Source organism: Zhihengliuella salsuginis (assembly GCF_014651715.1).
Lineage (GTDB): Bacteria > Actinomycetota > Actinomycetes > Actinomycetales > Micrococcaceae > Zhihengliuella > Zhihengliuella salsuginis.
This window is the reverse complement of record NZ_BMXK01000004.1, coordinates 107,125-124,390: the sequence shown is the minus strand read 5'-3', so window position 1 is coordinate 124,390 and position 17,266 is coordinate 107,125. Positions and strand designations below refer to the sequence as shown.

The following is a 17,266-nucleotide window of genomic DNA, read 5'->3' as shown; positions in this document are numbered from 1 at the left end:
CGGCGGGTTTCAGAGCCACCCGCGCTGCTGTGCGGCGCGCGCCGCCTCGTACCGGTTCTGCGTATCGGTCTTCCCGATCGCGCTCGAGAGGTGGTTGCGGACTGTGCCCGGGCTGAGGTGCACGGTCTCGGCGATGGCCCGGATCGATCCGCCGGCCGCGGCGGCGCGCAGGACGTCGCGCTCCCGTTCGGTCAGCGGGTCGATCCCGCCGGCGAGCGAGTCGGCGGCGAGCTGGGGGTCGAGCACGTGCTGGCCTGCGGCGACCTGCCGGACCATCTGCGCGAGCCGGTCGGAGGGCGTGTCCTTCACCACGAACCCCGACGCCCCGGCGTCCATGGCCCGCCGCAGGTAGCCGGGCCGGCCGAACGTCGTCACGATCAGGCACCGGCACCCGAGCAGCGCCGACGTGATCTGACGGGTGACGTCGATGCCGTCGGCGCCGGGCATCTCGATGTCGATCAGGGCGACGTCCGGCCGATGCTCGCGGACCGCGGCCAGGACCTCGTCCCCGCGGCCCACCTGTGCGACGACGTCGAGGTCGTCTTCCAGCGCGAGCAGGGCGGCGAGCCCGCCGCGGACCAGGTCCTGGTCGTCGGCGAGGAGCACCCGGATGGTCCGAGTCAACGCGTCACCTCCAGGGTGGTTCCGGGTCGCGGGCTGTCCGGATGGGTGGGGCGCACGTCCAGGCGCGCGCCGGCGTCGCGGGCGCGCTCGCGCAGGCCGGTCAGGCCGTTGCCGGGACCGGAGCCGCCGCAGCCGGCCCCGTCGTCGGAGATCGTGAGCCGGGTCGCGGTGGCCTCGATGCGGCACGTGGTCGCCGACGAGTGGCGCACCGCGTTGGTGACGCCTTCGCGGACGGCCCAGGCGAAGAGGTCGGATCCGTCGCGCAGCTGCGGGTCCGCGTCGATGTCGGGCGTGATGCCGGCGGCGCGCAGGGCGGTCCGGGCCGACTCGAGTTCGTCGGCGAGCGACGGGGTCCGCAGCCGGGTGACCGTGGAGCGGATCTGCGTCAGGGATTCGCGGGCCAGCTCGTCGATGGCGTCGAGTTCGGTGCGGGCGCGGTCGAGATCCCGGTCGAGAAGCTTGCGCGCCAGCTGGGCCTTGATGGACAGGACGGTCAGGGTGTGGCCCAGGACGTCGTGGACATCGCGGGCGATCTCCTCCCGCTCGGAGGCGATGCGGAGGTGGTGCTGGGCCTCCTGCGCCCGGCGCTCGTTGTGCTCCATGAGGCGGGCGAAGACGATCACGGCGACGCCGAAGCCGGGGCCGAGCAGGGTCCAGAGCGTGCCGGAGAACTGCGCGGCGGCCGCGCTGGGGATCAGCCAGACCAGCGTGCCCGCAGCGATGCCCGGGACGAGCGGGAGGCTGAAGATCAGGGCCGCGGCGATGAACGGGGTGTAGGCGCTGACCCATGCCCCGGCGCCCGGAGCGGCGAGGGCCGCGAGCGCGGACAGGGCCACGACGCCCCAGACCACTCTGCGGCCCTGGTGCGCCACCGGGTCGCCCGGAGCGGAGAGCGTCCAGAACAGCCAGAGGTAGACGGCGACGAAGGCGGCGGTCGCGCCGATCGCGACGCCCGTCCACAGCGGGCCGGAGGGCCCGACGATCGCGGAGGAGAGCGGGAATCCGAGGAAGACCAGCCAGACGCCCGCATAGAACAGCCCGGCGAGGGAGCGTTTCGGCTGGTCGTCGGAGTCCATGCCCCTCATTCTGCCAGCCGGCGTGAATTCTTCGTGGCGTGTGTTCATGGTTCTCTACTGCCTCCTGGTCCGGCGGCGCTGCAGCATCAGGCAGGCGGCGCCGAAGACGGCGGTCCACGCGACCACGTTCGCGAGGACGGCCCACAGCGGATCGTTGCCGGCGATGCCGTTCATCGAGATCTGGTCGCCGCCGGTGAGCGGATAGCGGGCCAGGGCGACGACGCCGTAGAGCGGCGTGAATCGCCCGAGGTCGAGCAGGAAGCCGTCGAGGGGCGTGAAGGCGTTGCCGAGGAAGCTGAAGATCACCAGCAGCCCGGTGGCGGTGCCGACGGCGGCGTCGGAGCGGAAGGCCATGCCGATGGCGAGCCCGTAGAGCGCGAACGGGAGGACCCCGACGACGGTCAGGCCCGCAGTGGCGAGCCAGGTGCCGAGCGGCATGTCGGTGACGGTGAAGACGCCGGTGACGTTGAGGGTGAGGACCGGGAGCACGGCGAAGCAGAGGGCGACGATCGTCTTGGCCGCCACGAACCCGCTGTGCGGCAGGGCGGTCAGCGCCAGCTGCCGGCCCCAGCCCTGCTGGAGTTCGACGGCGGCGGAGCCGGCGAGGGACGTCGCCGCCATGGCGGCCCCGTAGCAGGCGATCGAGATCATGGTCCAGGCGCTGATGTTTCCGTCGCCCACCCGGATCGTGGACCACTCCATCGAGGAGCCGAAGAAGAGGAAGAGGACGGTGGGCAGCACGATCACGAAGAAGCTGTTGCCCAGGTTCCTCAGGTTGCGCCAGAAGTCCATGACGACGTAGGTGGCGATGCTCATGCCGCCACCTCCTTCTCGTCCGAAGGTGCCGTCAGGTACCGGAACGCCTCGTCCAGACTCGCGGAGGCGACTTCGATGCCGTGGGCGCCGGTCCGGGTGAGGAGTTCGCGGGCGAGCGCGTCGGCGTCGTCGGTGCGCAGTTCGATGCGGGCACCGTGGCGCTCCACGCCGAGCACGTGGTCCAGTGCCGCGAGCTCGGCGTCGCTCGGCGCCCAGGTCACGGTCACTCGGGCGGCGCCGGCACGGCGCCGGATGTCGGCGGTCGGCCCGTCGGCGAGCACACGGCCGGCGTCCATGAGGACTGTCCGCCGCGCGAACCGCTCGGCTTCCTCGAGGTAGTGCGTCGCGAAGACGATGGTTGCGCCCTCGTCGGCCAGTGAGCTCATGTTCCGCCAGAAGTCGTGGCGGGCGTTGACGTCCATGCCGGTGGTCGGCTCGTCGAGGATGAGGACTTCGGGGCGGGTCAAGAGGGCGAGGGCGAACCGGAGGCGCTGCTGTTCGCCGCCCGAGCAGCGGGAGACCCTCCTCGAGGCGAATCCGGCGGCCCCGGCGGCGGCCAGCACCTCGTCGGTATCCCGGGGATTCCGGTGGAGGGAGGCGATCATCTTCACGGTCTCGCGCACGCTGAGGTCCGGCAGGAGACCGCCGGTCTGCAGGAGCGCCGAGATCCGGCCCGAGGTGACCGCGCGGCGGGACGTCGTGCCGAGGACCTCGACGAATCCGTCCTCGGCCGCGACGAGGCCGAGGACGATGTCGATCAGGGTCGTCTTGCCGGCACCGTTCGGGCCGAGCAGGGCGACGACCTCGCCGGGGGAGACCGTGAGGTCGACGCCGTCGACGGCGGCGGTGCGTCCGCCGGCGCCGTCGGGGAAGGACCGGCGGATCCCTTCGAGCCTGAGGACTGGTTGTGTATCCATGCCTTCAGGCTAGGACGGTCCGCTCCGGCGGCCACGGGCCCTCGGTCACGAAGTGGCCATGACGATTGTCATGGGCGCTCGGCGGGGATCAGCTCGGCGGCGCTCAGGACGCGGGGCGTCGCCTCGACGGTGGAAGGCGACTCGGCCGCGGCGCTCTGGGCGAGTCCCGGGTCCAGGTCCTGGATGCGCCGCGTCGACGGCAGGACCCGCGACTCGAGCGTGCCGATGAACGAGTTGTAGCGTTCGACCGACGTCTTCAGCGACTTGCCGAGGTCGTTGATGTGTCCGCCGAGCGTGCCGAGCCGCTTGTAGAGCTCGCGCGATTCGTCGAAGAGCGCCCGGGCGTTCTCGGTCAGCAGCTCCTGCCGCCAGGCGTAGGCGAGCCCCTTGAGAATCGAGAGCAGCGTGCTGGGGGAGGCGAGCGCGACGTTCTTGGCGAACGCGTCGTCGAGCAGGCCCGGGTCCGCCTCCAACGCGGCGGCCAGGAACGATTCGGCCGGCAGGAAGCAGACCACCAGTTCCGGGCTGCCGGGCAGGCCCTCCCAGTACTCCTTCTTCGCCAGGGCGTCGACGTGGCTGCGCAGGGCCTTCGAGTGCGCGCGCATGAGTTCGCGCTGCCGGGCCTGCAGCTGCTCCCGGTCGGCAGGGGAGTCGGCGTCGCCGAGAGACTGGGCCTCCAGATAGGCGGCCAGCGGCACCTTGGAGTCCACGGCTATCGACTTGCCGGCCGGCAGGTGGACCACCATGTCCGGGCGCAGGCGGGGCGCTGCTCCCGAACCCGACGTCACCTGCTCGCTGAAGTCGACGCGGTTGATCATCCCGGCCGATTCGACGACGCGGCGCAGCTGCGTCTCGCCCCACGTGCCGCGCACCGCATTGTTGTTCAGGGCTCCCGCGAGCGACGACGTGGTCCGCAGCAGCGCCGCGTCCTGCTCGGCGGCCACGGAGAGCTGCTGGCTGAGCTGGCCGAACTGCTCCACGCGGTCCCGCTCCAGGGTCGTGACCTGGTGCTGGACCTGGCGCAGCTGGTCCGCCAGCGGTGCCATCATCTGCAACACGGTGCGGTCCTCGGTCGAGCGCTGGCGCTCGTCGACGAGGCGGTCCTGCAGGGAGTCGCGCTCGGCCCGGACGGCCGCCAGCTCCGTCTGCGTGGCACCCAGACGGGACGCGACGTCGTCGTACGCGGTGATGTCCGCAACCGTGCGCCCGCGCACGGCCCACCACCAGAGGGCGCCCGCGCCCGCGGCGGCGCCGATCACGAAGGCCAACAGGGCCACAACGAAGCTCAATGCAGTCATGGGACGACTCTCGCACGGAGCACTCGCAGAATAGGAATGGTCCGCCGGCCGCGCCCGCCGGCAGGACGGAGACCATGAATCTGCGATGTGGGACCACGGCGGGTAGACTCGACTCCCGTGGCTCTTACTATCGGAATCGTCGGACTGCCCAACGTCGGCAAGTCCACCATGTTCAATGCACTCACCCGCGCCCAGATCCTGGCGGCGAACTACCCGTTCGCAACGATCGAACCGAACGTGGGTGTCGTCCCGCTGCCGGATCCGCGTCTGAAGGTCCTGGCCGGGATCTTCTCCTCGGACAAGATCCTGCCCGCGACCGTGTCCTTCGTGGACATCGCCGGCATCGTCAAGGGTGCCTCCGAGGGTGAGGGCCTGGGCAACAAGTTCCTCGCCAACATCCGCGAGGCCGACGCGATCTGCCAGGTCACGCGCGTGTTCGAGGACAGCGACGTGGTCCACGTCGACGGCGAGATCAACCCGGCCTCGGACATCGAGACGATCGCCACGGAGCTGATCCTGGCCGATCTGCAGACGATCGAGAACCAGCTGCCGCGCCTCGACAAGGAGCTGCGCGCCAAGAAGATCGAGGCGTCCTTCATCGCGACCGTCAAGGAAGCGCAGAAGGTCCTCGAGGAGGGCACGACCCTCTTCGCCGGCGCCGCCGCCGCGAAGATCGACCTCGACGAGCTGGCCCCGCTGCAGCTGATGACCACCAAGCCCTTCATCTACGTCTTCAACACCGACGAAGCCGGCCTGGCCGATGAGGAGATGCAGGCGAAGCTCTCCGCCCTCGTCGCCCCGGCCGAGGCGATCTTCCTGGATGCGCAGTTCGAGTCCGAGCTGGCCGAGCTGACCGAGGAAGAGGCCGCCGAGATGCTGGAGGACGCCGGCTACGAGGAGTCCGGCCTGGGCAAGCTCGCCCGCGTCGGCTTCGACACGCTGGGCCTGCAGACCTACCTGACCGCCGGCCCGAAGGAGACCCGCGCGTGGACGATCCACCGCGGCGACACGGCCCCGCAGGCCGCGGGTGTCATCCACACCGACTTCCAGCGCGGCTTCATCAAGGCGGAGGTCATCGGCTTCGACGACCTCGTCGAGGCCGGCTCGACGGCGGCGGCGAAGTCCGCCGGCAAGGCGCGCATCGAGGGCAAGGACTACGTCATGAAGGACGGCGACGTGGTGGAGTTCCGCTTCAACGTCTGAGCGAGACTTCTTGACTCTTCCTATAACTGGAAGATATCTTTCTGTTCTGTGAAGACTATCGCCCCGCAACTGACGCCATTCGTGCGTTCCGATGCGGTCGGGTCGATCCTTGCAGAACTGCTGGGACACCCCGACCGCGAATTCTCACTGTCTGAGGTGGGGCGCCGCACAGGCGTGAGCGGGCCCGTCGTCCATCGCGAGGTCGGCCGGTTGATCGAGAGTGATGTGCTTCGCGATCGCCACCAGGGGCGCAATCGACTCGTGCGCGCGAACGAGGAGCACCCGTTGTTCGCTCTCATGCGCGATCTGATTGCGGCCACGTACGGTCCCGTCCCCGTACTGCGCGAGCTCTTCGACGACGTTGACGGTGCGGCCCACGTGTTCATCTATGGTTCGTGGGCCGCGCGCCGTGCGGGGGAGAGTGGGGCGTTTCCGAACGATATTGATCTGCTCGTCGTCGGAACCGTGCCTCGCCGGACCCTGTCGGTGATCGCGACCGAGGCGGGCGAGCGGCTCGATATACCCGTGAACGTGACCCGGCTCGGGCCTCACGAATGGGAATCCGACGAGCCGTCGCCTTTCATCTCCACGATCAGATCGCGCCCGATCGTCGATGTGTTGACCGGTGACGTGCATGTCTGACGTGATCGAGCAGATGCTGGCGAATCGTCGCCTGGAGCGCGTTGAACCGAACCTTGAGCACGCGCTCGCCGTCGTGCAGACGGCGGAGCGTCACGTCTCCACCGCGAAAATGCTGGCCGAGACGGACGACCAGGGGATGGCGTTCACCGCTGCGTATGACGGTGCACGGAAGGCGCTCACAGCCGTTCTCGCCATCGAGGGATTGCGCGTGCGCCCGGTAGGCGGTGCTCACCGGAACACGGGGGTCGCCGCGGCGGTGTTCGTCGGCGATCCATCGCTCGAGGAATTCGATTGGATGCGGCAGGTGCGCAACGCCACTGAGTATCCGGATCTCGATCGTCCGACGGCGACGGCTCAGGATGTCACAGAGGCCATCGATGCAGCGTGCGCGATCGCAGCCGCCTGCGCGGCTTATATGCGACGTCGAATGTGACTTCGTCAGCACCGTAATTCGGTGGAGCTCCGCTTCAACGTGGAATTAGAGCTTGTCTGCAGCGTGCCGGTTCCTCTTCGCCAGAGGTTTGCTCTGTCGCCATCGGGTGCACCTGTACTCCAAGTTTTAATCTTGGGCCTCGTTCGCGAATCGGGCCTGGGCTGCCTCGGTGGCAGGCGTGAAGAAGTTGATCAGGTTGCCGTCCGGATCCCTGACGAGGAGCGAACGGTTGCCCCATGGCATATCCGTCGGCTCATTGACGAACACGTCGACGACACCTTGAAGAGTGTCGTAGGTCGCGTCGACGTCGTCGACGAGGAAGTCCAAGGCGATGCTGCGATTTGCGCGGGCCTCGGCCGCGTTGTCTCCGAGCAACGGCACCGTGGCAGTGCTCGCGATGGCCAGCATGCCGGATGGTGTACGAAGCTCGGCGAACATCGGGTGAAGGCGGTCAGCGGTGATTCCGGTGGCCGCTTCGTAGAATGCGACGAGCCCGTCGACGTCGTCGGTGATGATGCGGGTGGCTGCAAACTGCATTGTTGTCTCCTTCTGGTGTGAACGTGAATGGGCCCTTGAACCTGGCCACTGACGTGACGCTACTGGCTATACCGGGCAGAAACTGCCCGGTATTTGAGCCATGATGGAGTCATGGCCGATACAACCGCGCGAGCGTTGCAGCTGCTCGATCTGCTGCAGTCCGCGCAGCAGCGCACGGTTGCCGAGCTGGCGGAGCGCCTCGATGTCGACGAACGGACGGTTCGCAGAGATGTGGCGCGGCTGTCCGATCTGGGAGTCCCCGTCGAGACCCTGCGTGGGCGCTACGGCGGGTACCAGCTCGCTCCCGGCCAGCGCGTGCTCCCGCTCATGTTCAGCAGTGAGGAAGCGGTCACGGTCTTTCTCGGACTCTCCCGTGCGCAGGCAGCAGACCGTGAACCGGAGATTGCCGCGCAGACCGCCTTGTCCAAGATCAAACGGGCATTGCCGGCTACTGATGCGAAGCGGATCGACACGCTGCTCGGCGTGATGACGCATACGGCCCAGAGCGGGGGAGCCGCCCCCGACCCTGCCGTGATGTTGACCCTGGCGGAAGCCGTCAACCGTTCGCGCGTCCTCGACCTGCGCTACCTCAGTGGCAAAGGCGTCGCGACGCGGCGCACGGTCCACCCCTACGGTCTGGTCGCGCACTCGGAACGGTGGTATCTCATCGCATTCGACACGGACAAGCAGGAGGAGCGCACGTTCCGGGTGGACCGGATTCGAACGGCCCGGTCCATGCCTGGATCCTTCGTGGCCCCGCAGCAAACCGATGCGGCAGGTCGTCTCCTCGACCACTTCGTCGATGCGGACTATCGATGGCAGGTCGTTCTGCGCATTCGCGAGACCGAGGAACGCATCCGAGCGAAGCTACCGCGCAGTGTGGCTCGACTCGAACGACTGGATGGCGCGGTGGCCCGCGGACGCGACGATACCCCGGCCTGGCATCGGACCGAGATTCATGCTGAGAGCCTCGATTGGTTGCCATCCGTCATCGCGGCACTCGACTGCGAAGTGGTGATCGATCGCCCCGAGGAACTTCGAAACCGGGTGAGGGACACCGCGACGAGGATGCTTCACGCGGCCGGCGACGCCCGATGATCTGTCTTTGCCATTCCTCTCGAGTGAGGAAGTTCCAGCTGTGCCCGTTCGCCGGTCTCCATGAGTGAGCCCGGGGGCGTCCGTTCCGGGGTCCGAGCCGCCGCCCAGTCGGCTCATCCGATCGCGAAGAGCTCCCGAAGGACGACGGCCACCACCCAGTTGCGGTACTCGTCGAGGCCCCAGCCATAGTCGCCGATGAACAGCTGGAACTGATGCGGTCCGACGAGAACCAGCAGCAGGTCCAGTGCGTGCTCGGGGGAGAGGCCATCGCGCAGGGGGTGCTTGGCGGCAAAGGCCTCGATGTGCTCCCGGAACCCGTCGCGGCGGAGCCCCTCGTTGTAATCCGCGGTCGCCCGCCCGTCCTTGTCGGCGCTCATCACCCAGGACAGGGGTGCGGCGCGTTGCAGGATTGCGAAGTTGCCGTCAACGAAGATGCGGACCGCGGTCTCCACGTCCGGTGCTGATCTGGCATTCCGGTACCAGTCGCTCAGGTGCGGTGGGACCTCGTCGGGCCCGAGTACGGCGTGCTCGAACGCCGCCTGCAACAGCGACGCCTTGTTGCGGAAGGTGAAATAGGTCGTCTGGACGGCGACGCCGGCCTCCTTGGCAACGGCGTCCATCGTCGTCGCGGCGTACCCGCGCTCACTGAACAGCCTGCATGCGGCCGCCGTCATGCGTCGCCGGGTCTCTTTCGCGCGTTGGTCGCGGGTGCTCGTCATCTGTTTCATCCTACGATGGCTGTTGACTAGAGTGTCCCACTAGTGGAACGCTCTAGAGTATCACTCTAGTGGAGGCTCTAGTGAAAAGGAGAAGACCATGTCTCTCACTGATCCACTCGACGTCCCGTCAGGCCGTCGTTCGCGTCCGGCCGGGCTCGCGCCCGCCTTTTCCCTGGTCCTCAGCGGAGTGCTCTCGGTGCCGGTCGGCCTGCTCACCTTCGCCTATCCGCCGGCGATCGCCGACACGCTCTGGGGCCACCCCTTCCCACGGGGCGTCCACGTCGGGGTCGCCGTGGTCCTCTTGGTCGCGCACGCGCTGACGGCCTACGGTTTCGTCGGACTTGCCCGGCTGCCAGGCGGTCGTGTCGTGACGTGGTCGATGGGAGCTGTGGCGGTGGGCTTTCTCGTCGTCGCGGTCTGCGAGGGCATCTCGGCCACGCTCTGGGGCACGTCGACGGAGGCCGCTGCGGCGATCAACCTGGAGAACGGCTACGGGGCAGGATCGATGCTGCTCGCCGTGGCGTCCGTTGTCGGCGGGGTGGCGATCATCCGCCGTCGCCTGCTGCCCGGCATCAGCCGGTGGTCGGTGATCCTCTCCGGCCTGTTCATGATCTTCGTCGTCACGCCCGCGCTGATCGCCGGCCGGGGCGACCCCGCCTACCTGGCACTGACCGGGTGGAGCCTGTTCTTCATCTGGATCGGCATCGCGCTGGGGCGTCGTGTGCGGGATACCGGCGATGGTCCGCGATGACCCGGTGGAGTGCTGCCGCGTCGACCGAGGAGGAAGGCGGCCTCGGACCGGCTCCACACGTCGGCACGGACCTCGTAGACTGAACGCATGTCCAACGATCCCGGCACCCCGGGCGGCACGGCGGAGCGTCCCGCGATCTTCTTCCGCGACGGCGCCGAGTTCCGCGTCTGGCTGGAGCGCCATCATGACTCCGAGGGCGAGTTGTGGATGGGGCTCAAGCTCGCACACGTCGAGGATCGCGGGCTCACGTGGAAGGACGCGGTCCCCGAGGCGTTGTGCTTCGGATGGATCGACTCCGTCTCGCAGAAAATCGATGCAGACTCGCGCCGCCAGCGGTGGTCGCCGCGCAAACCGGGCAGCACGTGGTCGAAGGTGAACATCGCGCATGTCGAGCGGCTGATGGCGGAAGGTCGGATGCACCCGGCGGGCGTCGCGGCGTTCGAGCGCCGCACCGCAGCCCGGTCGGGGACCTACTCCCACGAGAACCCCGAGGCCGAGCTCACCGCCGATCTGCAGGCGATCGTCGACGCCGCGCCCGGTGCACTGGCGTTCCTCGCCCAGGCGACGCCCGGATACCGCAAGGCCGTCCGCCACTGGATCATGTCCGCGAAACAGCAGACCACGCGCGAGCGACGCGCGCACCAGCTCGTCGCGTGCTGCAAGGCAGGCGAACTCATCCCGCCCCAGCGCCCGGGGCGCACCCCGGCCTGGCTCGCCCGCGCCGCGGCGGCCGCGTCCGAGGAGCGATGAGCGCACTGGACGCCGGGAACGCCACTTTCACCCGTTTACCCGGTCTCAGCCAGATCATGGGGTACCGCAACGATTCTGGAGGCAACGCATGACCCGCTACCGCTACTACACCGCCACCACGCTGGACGGCTTCCTGGCCGACGACAACGACTCCCTGGCCTGGCTTTTCAAGCAGCACATCGACGACGACGGACCAGGGAACGCAACAGCGTTCATCGCCGGCGTGGGCGCGCAGGTCATGGGGTCGACCACCTACGAGTGGATTCTGGAGCACGAACGCTCGTGGCTGCCGGAGATGCCCACCTTCGTGTTCACCCACCGCGACCTGGAACCGGCGAACGAGCACGTCTCATTCCTCGCCGGGGCTCCTGCCGATCACAAGAAGGCGATCGAAGCCGCGGCCGGGGACCGCGACGTGTGGGTGATGGGCGGCGGCGACCTCGCGGCCGAGTTCGCGGCAGCCGGAATGCTGGACGAGGTGCTGGTCTCGATCGCGCCCGTCACGCTCGGCTCGGGGAGGCGGTTGTTCGGCGGGGCCTTCGATCTGGCGCTGCAGGAGTGCGATCGCAACGGGGACTTCATCGTCGCCCGGTACGACGTCGTCGGGCCGTTGAAGAACACGTGACGCCTCCTCGACACCGCAACTGAGGCCAGGTGCGGGGGCTTGCCGCGGGTCCCGTGAAGCTCTGGGCAGGCGCACGTCGCGGTAATAGACTCGGGCAACATGAACGCGCCAGCGTCAGGTCCGGAAGTCCGGGGACGCCTCGGACTGGTGTTCTACGCCTCGATGATGCTGTCGGTCGCGTTCGTCGCGTTCGGCCTGATCTTCCCGGGCGCGCTCACGGACTCCCTCGACGCGACCCGCGAGGTCGTCGTCGGGACCTTCGGCCCCGTCTATCCGGTGACGGTGTCCCTGCTGCTCGTGTTCGTCGTCGTGCTCGCGCTGGCCCCGGTCGGGCGAAAACGGCTCGGCGGCCCCGACGCGAAACCCGAGTTCGGCGCCATCTCCTGGATCGCGATGCTCATGAGCGCCGGCGTCGGGCTCAGCTTCCTGTTCTGGGGTACCGCAGAGCCACTCATCCATCTCGCCGACCCGCCGTACGGCGAGACCGCTCCCGCTTCTGCGGAGGCCGCCCGCGCGGGAATGCGGTACTCGTACCTGTTCTGGGGCCCGCACGCCTGGGCGATCTACGCCGTCGTCGCGATCGCGATCGGCTACGCGTGCTTCAACCGGGGCGGCAGCATGCTCGTGAGCGCCGCGCTGCGCCCGCTGCTCGGGCGCCTCGTCGACGGCTGGGTCGGCAGTCTGATCGACACCTTCGCCGTGCTCGCCATCCTGTTCGGCGTCGCAACTTCGCTCGGGCTCGGCACGGGTGAACTCAACGCCGGCCTCGCCGACCGGTTCGGCATCGCCGATTCGTACGGGGTGAAGATCGCGATCATCGTGGCGCTGATGACGTTCGCGACGATCTCGTCGATGACTGGGCTGGGCCGGGGGATCCGTGCCCTCAGCCTCGCGAACGCCGCCCTCTGCGGCACCCTCCTCGCGCTCGTGTTCGTCGTCGGCCCCACGGCATGGATCCTGTCCACGCTCGGCACGGGCGTAGCGGACTACGCGGCCGCCTTCGTGCCGATGAGCCTCGCGACGGAAGGGGCGGCAGGAGATGCGTGGACGGGGGAGTGGGTCTACTTCTTCTGGGCGTGGTGGATCGCGTGGGCGCCGTTCGTGGGGACGTTCATCGCGCGCATCTCGCGCGGCCGCACGATCCGCGGCGTCGTCGCCGGCGTCCTGCTGGTACCGAGCCTCGTGAGCGTCGTGTGGTTCTCGGTCTTCGGCGGCACCGCGCTCGAGCGCGAACTCAGCGGCGCCGTGTCGGTGTCCGGGGTGGCCGGGGAGGCGAAGTCCATCGCCACCTTCGCCGTGTTCGACACCCTGCCGCTGACCGGGCTCGCGCTCCTGCTGCTCGTACCGGTGCTGGCCCTGCTGTTCATCACCTCCGCCGACTCGGCGTCGTTCATGCTCGGCAGCACGACGACGGGCGGCAGCATGAATCCGCCGCGCCCGGTGCGGCTGCTGTGGTCGTTCTCGGCCGCCTTCGCAGCTGTCCTGCTCCTCAGCGGAGGTCCGGACAGTCTTCGCGGTGCGGCGGTCATCGCGGCGGCGCCGTTCACCGTCATCCTCCTCGGTCTCGGCGTCTCGCTGGTCGTCATGCTGTGGCGGGATCGCGCCGGTGCCGCGCGGTCGGATTCCCGTTGAGGGCTGGCCGCTGAGGCCGCGCTCCAGCTGATTCCGGATGCCAACGCGTCCGCGGAGGCGGCATCATCCGATCCGGCGGACCTCCTGGGGCCAGCCGCACGCCTCGGCGACCCTTCCCGCCCACAGCCGGGCGGCGTCGTCGTTCTCGACGTCCACGATGGTGAGTCCGCCGAGGTACTCCTTGGTCCCCGCGAACGGCTCGTCGGTGATCTCGATGGTTCCACTTCTCGCATCGGCGCTGAAGGCGGTGTTGATGTCGTCTATCCCGCCGGCGAAGACGTAGACGCCGGCCTCTTTCATCTCCTCTACGACCGCCTGGGCGAGCGGGCCGCGGCTGGCGAGCCATTCCTCGGTGTGGTCGCCGACCCACTGCTGGTTGAAGTAGATGATGTAGTGAGCCATATTCTCGGTTTACCAGTAGTGCGTTGCCGCGTAAATAGTGGACGGAGGCAGCGCGACGAATCGGTAGGGGCCTCAGGAGACATGCGGATCACTGCCCGAATCTCCTCAGCGACCCACGCGAGGAAGGGGCCGTCGGCCGCCGATTGGACCGTCGTCGGCGATCGTGGCGTTGGTGCCGGGCAGGCTCCTGGCCCGGATTCCGGGTCCCAGCGCGTTGGTAGGATCGCTCGTGTAGCCAGCCAATCGAGGGAGCGCCGTGGCATGAATGAGCGGTACCGGTCATCATGAACATGCTGCTGGGCGAGGTGTTGAAGACCGCCGAGAAGCTGCCGTGGACGCATGCCCTGTACGCTCCCGCGCAGCGCCGGGGATTCGACGAGTCCACACCGGTGCTGGTGTGGGACGTGGACGACGTCGTCGACGACGCCACGGACCTGCCGGCGGAGGCCATCGCGCTCGGCTACGACTACGTCCTCAGCGTCGACGACGTGCAGAGCATCGTCGCGAACGCCAGAGCCCAGCGGGCGAACCCGGCGACGGCCGATCTGCTCCTCGCGTTCCGGCACTACCTCGCTCGGGACGCATTCATCGTGTGGGAGCTTTGAGCCATGCTGTCGCGAAGTGAGCTGGCCGTGACGTTCACGCTGAATCCTCCCGCATCGCCCGCCGCCATCGAGCGCGAAGAGGCCGAATACGGCAGGCGTCTGCCCGGTGATTTCGTGGAGCTTGTGCGGGTCTCGGACGGGATGTGCACCGACGGCAGCCTGTCGATTCTCGGCGTCGAGGGCGTCGTCCAGCGGAACGCCGACTACGAGGTGCAGACCTGCCTGCCCGGCTTCTTCATGATCGGTGACGACGGCGGCGGTTCCGCGATCCTGCTGAACCTCCAAGACCGCCGTATCTACGAGGTGGACATGGGCGCCATGGATGAGGAGAGCATGGAGCTCTGCGCCGAGTCTTTGGACGAGCTTCTCCTGCTGGGCACGAGCCTGGGCGAGCGCGAGGGCTGAGAGTTCGTCGTGCGCAAACGGCCTCAGCCGAACTTCGCGAAGGCCCGGATCGGGTGCGGCATGTCTCGGATCTCGGTGAAGCCCATCGATTCGTAGAACGCGAGCTGCCGGGGCTCGTCGTCGGTCATGAGCAGCTTCTGGCGCACGTCGCCGAACGGTTCGAAAGCCCGGCGGAAGAGTTCGCGGCCGATCCCGGCGCGCCGATGTTCGGGAGCAACCAGGATGTCCTGCAGATACACGATGGTCAGCCCGTCACCCACCACGCGCGCGAGTCCGATCAGCCGGACCCCATCCCGCGCCGTCACGACATGCAGTGAGGCGGCGACGGCCGCCGCGAGCCGCGCGGGATCTTTGGTGTAGGCGGACCATCCCACGGATGCGTACAGGGCCGTGAGCTCGCCCCGATCGGGAACGTCCCCGCTCTGATAGCTGAGTGTCATACGCCGATTCTCACACGCGGCGCCTAGCGATCGCCGCGTCGCGCCCTGCGCATTCGCTGAAGCCGGGCACTGACTTCGCTCGGAGACTCGTGTGAGACTGGTTCGATGACCCTCTCGACGCCAACCCTGGAGACGGATCGACTGCGATTGCGTCCGTTCGCCGATGATGACGGCGACGCGCTCTTCGCTTTGCAGAGCGACCCCTATGTGCTGCGCTACTGGGATTCGCCGCCGTGGACCGATCGAACCTCGGTGGCGCGCTTCATGGAGCGGAACCGCTCGATGGAGGAGGACGGAAGCGGCACGCGCGTGGTCGTCGAGCGCGCTTCCGACGCGAGTTTCCTCGGCTGGTGCACCTTCAACGACTGGAATCCGGATTTCCGGAGCGCGTCCCTGGGCTACTGCTTCAGTCGAGCGGCCTGGGGACATGGCTATGCGACGGAATCGGCACGTGCCCTCTTGACGTGGGCTTTCGAATCACTCGACCTCAACCGGGTTCAGGCGGAGGCGGACACTCGCAATGCGGCGTCGGCCCGCGTGCTCGAGAAGCTCGGCTTCCAACTCGAGGGGACGCTGCGCGAGGACTGCATCGTCGACGGAGACGTGTCCGACTCGTGGGTGTACGGCCTGCTGCGCCGCGACTGGGTCCGCTGACGTCGCGGGGACGAACGATCTTCCAGACCGAGGCGGGGACACCTCGTCCGGCAGCGGAGTCAGGAGATCTCCTCGTCGGAGATCATCCGCAGCACGCCCGTATCGTCGCGCAGACCGTCTTCTTCCTCGTCCCAAGGGATGCTGTCGAAGAGCTGCATCTCCACGGCGAACGAGGTGTGCCCGTCGATTTCCGAGGTCACCTCGGGTTTGCGGGCGTCCAGGATCGCCGCGTGGTCTTCGCCGACGCTCAATCCCTGGCGTCGCTCCCCGCAGTAGCGGATCGGAACCGGGTTCCCCTCGCGGCGATCGAGGAGCAGCGCCGGGACTTCCGAGCACTACCGGCTGAACGACGACGCAGTGCGGCTGTGCGGGTAGGCCGCCTCGCGGCCCTGGAACTCCAGGATGCTGGGGTTGCCGATCACGCCGTCGTGGATCTCGATCGCCCGGGAGACGGTGAGGTTCTCCGCCCACGCGTCCGGGCCCTCCATGACGGTGCGCAGGAACGGCAGCAGCGCCTCGCTGATCTCCCACGTGGCCGAGTCCCACAGGTACGACGGGCTGTGGTCGACCGCGTAGTAGTCGACGCCGTCGCCGACCGTGAACATCGGGTCGTCGAACCCGGTGGGTTTCGCCCACTCGAACCCCATCCCCGCGTCGCAGGAGACGTCGATGATCAGGCTGCCCGTGGCGAACGCCTTCAGGTCCTCGTTCCGCAGGTAGGTCAGCGGGGCTCCGACGTCCTGGAGCGTGCAGTTGACGACGACGTCGTGCGAGGCCAGGAACTCGGGGAGCAGGACGTTGCCGTCCTGCGTGAGGACCTCGCTGAGGTGGACCTCGCCGCCGCCGGTGTTGAGCTGGGCGATGTGGACGCCGTGGATCGGGGAGCCGACCGCCGAGACGTCGCGCTGGGTGAGGACCTGGATGTCGTGGAAGCCCTGCGTGTTCAGGGCCGTCACGGCGCCGCGCGCCGTCGCGCCGAAACCGATGACGACGGCGCTGCGGCGCGGCCCGTACACGCCCGTGGTTCCGGTGAGGCGCAGGGCGTCGAGCACCGAGCAGTAGCCGGCGAGCTCGTTGTTCTTGTGGAAGACGTGCAGGTTGAAGTCGCCGCGGCTGCTCCAGTGGTTCATCGCCTCGAACGCGATCAGCGTGAGCCGGCGGTCGATGGCCGTCTGGGTCATGCCGGCGTCCTGTACGCAGTGCGGCCATCCCCACAGCACGCGGCCCTCGGGGATCGCGGCGACGTCGGCCGCCTGCGGTTTGGGCAGCAGCAGCACGTCGGCCGCTGCGATCACCTCGGAGCGGTCCGCGACCCTGCCGACCCGGGACTCGACGTAGCCCGGCTCCAGCTGGAAGTCGGCGCCGTAGCCGCGCTCGACGATCATCCGCGCGCGGAGATCCGGGTCGATCCGGTCGAGGTGGTGGGGGTGGATCGGCAGCCGCCGCTCGTTCTCCATCGAGGAGCCGGCCAGCAGCCCGAGCGTGAGCAGCGTGCTGGTCGAAGAGGGGGAAGGGTGAGTGGTGCCGGACATCCGGACTCCCGTCATAGGGGAACCAGAGGCAGCTCCTGTGCCGATTGTACGCGCACGCCCTGCGGACGGGGGACGGCGATCAGAGGTGCCCGCGCGTGGAGGCCGCG

At 68.4% G+C, this 17,266-nt stretch carries 22 protein-coding genes; 11 read left to right on the top strand and 11 right to left on the bottom strand.

Annotated features, from left to right (window positions below; genetic code table 11):
- Positions 1-9 precede the first annotated feature (9 nt).
- The 5 genes from IE069_RS05525 to IE069_RS05505 form a co-directional block, all read right to left on the bottom strand.
- Complete coding sequence (locus IE069_RS05525; protein WP_189349125.1) at positions 10-624, bottom strand: response regulator transcription factor; 615 nt, start codon at positions 622-624, stop codon at positions 10-12.
- Positions 621-1,700, bottom strand: a complete 1,080-nt coding sequence (locus IE069_RS05520; RefSeq protein WP_189349124.1) for a sensor histidine kinase — start codon at positions 1,698-1,700, stop codon at positions 621-623. Before IE069_RS05520 ends, IE069_RS05525 begins: the two co-directional genes overlap by 4 nt.
- A gap of 54 nt (positions 1,701-1,754) precedes the next feature.
- Positions 1,755-2,516, bottom strand: coding sequence for an ABC transporter permease (locus IE069_RS05515; RefSeq protein WP_189349123.1), 762 nt, complete (start codon positions 2,514-2,516; stop codon positions 1,755-1,757).
- Positions 2,513-3,433: an ABC transporter ATP-binding protein gene (locus tag IE069_RS05510; RefSeq protein ID WP_189349122.1), complete on the bottom strand. Its 921-nt coding sequence runs from the start codon at positions 3,431-3,433 to the stop codon at positions 2,513-2,515. The genes IE069_RS05515 and IE069_RS05510 overlap by 4 nt, the downstream gene beginning before the upstream one ends.
- 68 nt (positions 3,434-3,501) lie before the next feature.
- Positions 3,502-4,731, bottom strand: a complete 1,230-nt coding sequence (locus tag IE069_RS05505; RefSeq protein WP_189349121.1) for a DNA recombination protein RmuC — start codon at positions 4,729-4,731, stop codon at positions 3,502-3,504.
- Positions 4,732-4,848: 117 nt separating this feature from the next.
- On the opposite strand from IE069_RS05505, the gene ychF reads away from it, so the two are divergent.
- The 3 genes from ychF to IE069_RS05490 are packed head-to-tail and all read left to right on the top strand — an operon-like array spanning position 4,849 to position 7,009.
- Positions 4,849-5,934, top strand: a complete 1,086-nt coding sequence (gene ychF / locus IE069_RS05500) for a redox-regulated ATPase YchF (protein ID WP_189349120.1) — start codon at positions 4,849-4,851, stop codon at positions 5,932-5,934.
- A gap of 48 nt (positions 5,935-5,982) precedes the next feature.
- Entirely contained in the window at positions 5,983-6,576 is a 594-nt protein-coding gene (locus tag IE069_RS05495) for a winged helix-turn-helix transcriptional regulator (RefSeq protein WP_189349119.1), read from the top strand.
- Positions 6,569-7,009 (top strand): HEPN domain-containing protein, encoded by a 441-nt coding sequence (locus tag IE069_RS05490; protein WP_189349118.1) that lies wholly within the window; start codon positions 6,569-6,571, stop codon positions 7,007-7,009. Before IE069_RS05495 ends, IE069_RS05490 begins: the two co-directional genes overlap by 8 nt.
- 126 nt (positions 7,010-7,135) lie before the next feature.
- Here the strand turns inward: IE069_RS05490 and IE069_RS05485 are convergent, their stop codons facing one another.
- Positions 7,136-7,546: a VOC family protein gene (locus tag IE069_RS05485; RefSeq protein ID WP_189349117.1), complete on the bottom strand. Its 411-nt coding sequence runs from the start codon at positions 7,544-7,546 to the stop codon at positions 7,136-7,138.
- 111 nt (positions 7,547-7,657) lie between these two features.
- Here IE069_RS05485 and IE069_RS05480 point away from each other — a divergent pair, with 111 nt between their 5' ends.
- Positions 7,658-8,644, top strand: a complete 987-nt coding sequence (locus IE069_RS05480; RefSeq protein WP_189349116.1) for a helix-turn-helix transcriptional regulator — start codon at positions 7,658-7,660, stop codon at positions 8,642-8,644.
- A 113-nt stretch (positions 8,645-8,757) separates the two neighbouring features.
- On the opposite strand, the gene IE069_RS05475 is transcribed toward IE069_RS05480, so the two are convergent.
- Entirely contained in the window at positions 8,758-9,363 is a 606-nt protein-coding gene (locus IE069_RS05475; RefSeq protein WP_189349115.1) for a TetR/AcrR family transcriptional regulator, read from the bottom strand.
- Between the two features lie 97 nt (positions 9,364-9,460).
- Between IE069_RS05475 and IE069_RS05470 the strand changes: the two genes are divergently transcribed.
- The 4 genes from IE069_RS05470 (at position 9,461) to IE069_RS05455 (ending at position 13,121) form a co-directional block, all read left to right on the top strand.
- The gene (locus tag IE069_RS05470; protein ID WP_189349114.1) at positions 9,461-10,114 is read left to right on the top strand and encodes a hypothetical protein; all 654 of its coding nucleotides are present in this window, start codon (positions 9,461-9,463) and stop codon (positions 10,112-10,114) included.
- An 87-nt stretch (positions 10,115-10,201) separates the two neighbouring features.
- On the top strand, positions 10,202-10,864 hold the full coding sequence (locus tag IE069_RS05465) for a YdeI/OmpD-associated family protein (protein ID WP_189349113.1): 663 nt from the start codon (positions 10,202-10,204) through the stop codon (positions 10,862-10,864).
- Positions 10,865-10,952: 88 nt separating this feature from the next.
- Entirely contained in the window at positions 10,953-11,489 is a 537-nt protein-coding gene (locus IE069_RS05460) for a dihydrofolate reductase family protein (RefSeq protein WP_189349112.1), read from the top strand.
- 99 nt (positions 11,490-11,588) lie between these two features.
- Complete coding sequence (locus IE069_RS05455; protein ID WP_189349111.1) at positions 11,589-13,121, top strand: BCCT family transporter; 1,533 nt, start codon at positions 11,589-11,591, stop codon at positions 13,119-13,121.
- A gap of 63 nt (positions 13,122-13,184) precedes the next feature.
- On the opposite strand, the gene IE069_RS05450 is transcribed toward IE069_RS05455, so the two are convergent.
- On the bottom strand, positions 13,185-13,523 hold the full coding sequence (locus IE069_RS05450; protein ID WP_189349110.1) for a YciI family protein: 339 nt from the start codon (positions 13,521-13,523) through the stop codon (positions 13,185-13,187).
- Between the two features lie 284 nt (positions 13,524-13,807).
- Here IE069_RS05450 and IE069_RS05445 point away from each other — a divergent pair, with 284 nt between their 5' ends.
- Complete coding sequence (locus IE069_RS05445) at positions 13,808-14,128, top strand: DUF7716 domain-containing protein (RefSeq protein ID WP_189349109.1); 321 nt, start codon at positions 13,808-13,810, stop codon at positions 14,126-14,128.
- Positions 14,129-14,131: 3 nt separating this feature from the next.
- On the top strand, positions 14,132-14,533 hold the full coding sequence (locus IE069_RS05440) for an SMI1/KNR4 family protein (protein WP_189349108.1): 402 nt from the start codon (positions 14,132-14,134) through the stop codon (positions 14,531-14,533).
- A gap of 23 nt (positions 14,534-14,556) precedes the next feature.
- On the opposite strand, the gene IE069_RS05435 is transcribed toward IE069_RS05440, so the two are convergent.
- A complete protein-coding gene (locus IE069_RS05435; RefSeq protein WP_189349107.1) occupies positions 14,557-14,973 on the bottom strand; it encodes a GNAT family N-acetyltransferase in 417 nt (138 codons plus the stop codon).
- 105 nt (positions 14,974-15,078) lie between these two features.
- Here IE069_RS05435 and IE069_RS05430 point away from each other — a divergent pair, with 105 nt between their 5' ends.
- Positions 15,079-15,627, top strand: coding sequence for a GNAT family N-acetyltransferase (locus IE069_RS05430; protein ID WP_189349106.1), 549 nt, complete (start codon positions 15,079-15,081; stop codon positions 15,625-15,627).
- Between the two features lie 59 nt (positions 15,628-15,686).
- Here IE069_RS05430 and IE069_RS05425 read toward each other — a convergent pair whose 3' ends face one another.
- A complete protein-coding gene (locus IE069_RS05425) occupies positions 15,687-15,878 on the bottom strand; it encodes a hypothetical protein (RefSeq protein WP_189349105.1) in 192 nt (63 codons plus the stop codon).
- Between the two features lie 84 nt (positions 15,879-15,962).
- A complete protein-coding gene (locus tag IE069_RS05420) occupies positions 15,963-17,159 on the bottom strand; it encodes a N(5)-(carboxyethyl)ornithine synthase (protein WP_189349104.1) in 1,197 nt (398 codons plus the stop codon).
- Positions 17,160-17,266 lie beyond the last annotated feature (107 nt).